Annotated in this window: 3 protein-coding genes; 2 read left to right on the plus strand and 1 reads right to left on the minus strand. The window is 67.6% G+C overall.

The features are described from left to right. Positions 1–138 precede the first annotated feature (138 nt). Positions 139–1,059: an oxidoreductase gene (locus G554_RS0109360; protein ID WP_051232818.1), complete on the minus strand. Its 921-nt coding sequence runs from the start codon at positions 1,057–1,059 to the stop codon at positions 139–141. A gap of 23 nt (positions 1,060–1,082) precedes the next feature. Between G554_RS0109360 and G554_RS0109365 the strand changes: the two genes are divergently transcribed. Beyond that, the gene (locus tag G554_RS0109365; protein WP_027587685.1) at positions 1,083–1,967 is read left to right on the plus strand and encodes a MurR/RpiR family transcriptional regulator; all 885 of its coding nucleotides are present in this window, start codon (positions 1,083–1,085) and stop codon (positions 1,965–1,967) included. After that, positions 1,967–2,827, plus strand: a complete 861-nt coding sequence (locus G554_RS0109370; protein WP_027587686.1) for an EamA family transporter — start codon at positions 1,967–1,969, stop codon at positions 2,825–2,827. Before G554_RS0109365 ends, G554_RS0109370 begins: the two co-directional genes overlap by 1 nt. The last annotated feature ends 163 nt before the right edge of the window (positions 2,828–2,990 follow it).

The following is a 2,990-nucleotide window of genomic DNA, read 5'->3' on the forward strand; positions in this document are numbered from 1 at the left end:
GGAGCTCTCATCCTCGGGAGACCTCGACCTCTATCCGGCCACCGACGCGCCGGCCCGCCGCGCGACGTGCGCTACACCCTCATCTGGGAAGAGCCCGTAATCTCTCCGGACGCTGAGCCGGAGCAGCAGCGTCCCGGGTCATCCGGGGCCGTCGCTTGTGGCGGCGAGGAGCGCAGTGATGGCGTCGCTGATCGGCGTGTGGATGTCGTGTCTGCGCGCCAGACGCGAGATGACGCCGTTGCGGATACCCCATTCGAGCGGCCGGCCGGCTTCTCGGTCGGTGAGGATCGACGTGCTCATATCAGCCGGGAAGGCCTGGAAGCGGGCCAGGATGGCAGCGGGCACGTCATCGCTCAGTGCTGCTCCTTCCGCATGCGAAACGGCCAGGCACTCTTTCAGATAGTCGAGAGTGAGGTCCGCGAAGTCAGGGCGGGTGAACACGCCGGCACGCCGACCGGTGAGCGCCATGAGCCCGGCAGCGGCATTCTGGAGAAGCTTGCGCCAGGCGAGAGTGGTGAAGTCGCCCGCGAGTTCGACCTGGCAGCGCGTGTCGCGCAGGACATCCGCGATGCGCTCCGCCTCCGGTGATGCGGGAAGCGTCAGCCGGGGCTCGCCCCGCAGGAGGATGGTGCCGTCTTCCTGCGACTGCGCCGGGAACCAGACGACCGCGGGGACGACCTCTACTCCCTCAGGAACATGGGGTCGAACGGCAGCGATCTGCTCGACGCCGTTCTGCAACACGCAGACCACGGTCCCGGGGGCGCACAAAGCACGCAGCCAGGGGGCTGCCGCCGCGGTCTGGGTGGCCTTGACCGCCAAGAAGAGCACATCCGCCTTCTCGGGCTGCGCAGCAGGATCGGTGCGCACGGGGCCGGGAACGACGATCCGGCGGTCGCCGTCGATCAGGGTGAGCCCTGTTCGCGGCGTGCGACCGTAGAGCGTCGGTGTGTTGCCTGCCTCATGTAGGAGTGCGGACACCGTCGTCCCGATGGCTCCCGGGCCCACGACTCCAACGCGCTTGCGCTCCCTGAAAGAACTCGGTTGCTGCTCTGTCACCATGCGTCAATGTTACGCTATTACCTATGGCAATATCATCAAGTAACTCCGTTTCTACCGCCGAGGATCCGCTGCGCCGCTGGCTCGGAACGGTTCAGGCGCGGAGTGCGGGGCTGGTGGCAAGCGAGGCAAAGGTTGTCGACCTCGTGCTGGAGGACCCGTTGTTCGTGGGAAGGAGCACGACGGCGCAAGTCGCCGAGCGAGCAGGGGTCTCGGCACCAAGCGTGATCCGTGCCGCCCGCGCAATCGGTTTCTCGGGCTTCGCTGAACTGAAGCTGGAAATCGCCCGCGCTCGCGGAACAGCGGAGTTCTTCGCCCCGCCACACACGCTCACGAGCACCGATTCGACGCGCACGATCATCGACACGACAGCGCGCACAGGGATCGACGCGCTCACCGCCCTCAGCGGCGCGATCGACCCGGACGCTCTCGACCAGGCGGTCTCTGCGATCCGTGGCGCGGGGCAACTCCTCGCCTATGGTGCGGGCCCATCGGCGACGGTCGCGGCCGATGTCGTGTTCCGGCTGCGTTCGCTGGGCGTGCGGACATCGGGGGTCGTCGATCACGAGTCCGCGATGATCGCGGCACGCCTGCTCGACCCCGGCGACGTCGTCGTCGCCGTCAGCTCGACCGGTCGTACCGACATGACCGTCGCGATCGCCGACGCCGCCGTGACCGCCGACGCGACCGTCATCGCCATCACCAACCAGTACGGCACACCACTCACCGATGTCTCCGCCGTCGCACTCGTCGTGGGCGGCGCGCCGCTGGCGACGCAGATGGCCGCTGCCGGGAGCCGGCTGGCACAGCTTGTCGTCGTCGACGCTCTCGCAGCTGCATTGGCACTGCGCGATCCCGACCGTGTCTCGCGCGCGGAACGGGCCGGGATCGACCTGCCCGACATCACCTGATGCCACCAGTCACCGTTGCGATCGTCCTCGTCGCCGCAGTCGCCCACGCTGGCTGGAACCTCGTATCGAAGTATAAGAAGGGCGACACGCTGCTGTTCGTGGGCGCCTACACGACCGCTTCCGCGATCCTGTGTCTCCCGCTCGCGATCGGTGCCGCCGTCTCCGGTTCGCAGCCGATCACCTGGGCCCTGGTCGCCGCTGCGGCTGTGTCCGCCGCCCTGCACCTGACGTACTCGCTCACCCTGCAGGCGGGCTACGACCGAGCCGACCTCGGAGTCGTCTATCCGATCGCTCGCGGCGTGGGGCCGCTGCTCACCATCGTGATCGCTATCTTCCTGCTCGGAGAACGCCCCACGGCGCTGGCGATCATCGGAGCGCTCGTTATCCTCGCAGGCATCCTCGTCGTCACGGGCAACCCCTTTCAGAGAACGGGCAGCCGCCCCCTCCGCGGCATCGCATGGGGTACTACCACCGGGGCCACGATCGCCGCCTACACGCTGTGGGACGCGTTCGCGATCGGCTCCATCGAGCTCGCACCCGTCAGTTACTACGCCGGCACGCTCGTCGTCCAGGTCGTATTCCTGGCTCCAGCCATCATCAGACGCCGCGCAGCGTTCGCGAACACCCTCCGCGTAAATCGCGCGCCTATCGCCGCGGTCGCAGTGCTGTCCCCGCTCGCGTACATCCTTGTGCTGACCGCAATGCAAACCTCACCCGTGGCACTCGTCGCGCCACTGCGGGAGGCATCCATCGTGATCGGCGCGCTCCTCGCCTGGCATCTCTTCGGCGAAGGACACCTCGCCCGGCGTCTGATCGGCGCCGTGATCGTACTTGCCGGCATTGCCGGCATCAGCCTGTAGTCGCAATGCCAGACCAGGTACGACTCAGCGACTTTCTCCGCGTTTGATCGCCTTTTCGCCGCTCTCAGCACCCGGCGCTGCGGCTGCGAAGGGAGACCACGTGACACCGTGGTCCGACGGCTTGCCCACGAACCACTGGGCTGGCGGCCCACGACGCTGGAGG

The sequence above is a fragment of the Acidipropionibacterium thoenii DSM 20276 genome, assembly GCF_000423445.1.
GTDB classification, from domain to species: Bacteria; Actinomycetota; Actinomycetes; order Propionibacteriales; family Propionibacteriaceae; genus Acidipropionibacterium; species Acidipropionibacterium thoenii.

Coding starts and splice junctions, on each gene's coding strand:
- G554_RS0109360 (WP_051232818.1), bottom strand. CDS start 1,059: ATGGTGACAGAGCAGCAACCGAGTTCTTTCAGGGAGCGCAAGCGCGTT.
- G554_RS0109365 (WP_027587685.1), top strand. CDS start 1,083: ATGGCAATATCATCAAGTAACTCCGTTTCTACCGCCGAGGATCCGCTG.
- G554_RS0109370 (WP_027587686.1), top strand. CDS start 1,967: ATGCCACCAGTCACCGTTGCGATCGTCCTCGTCGCCGCAGTCGCCCAC.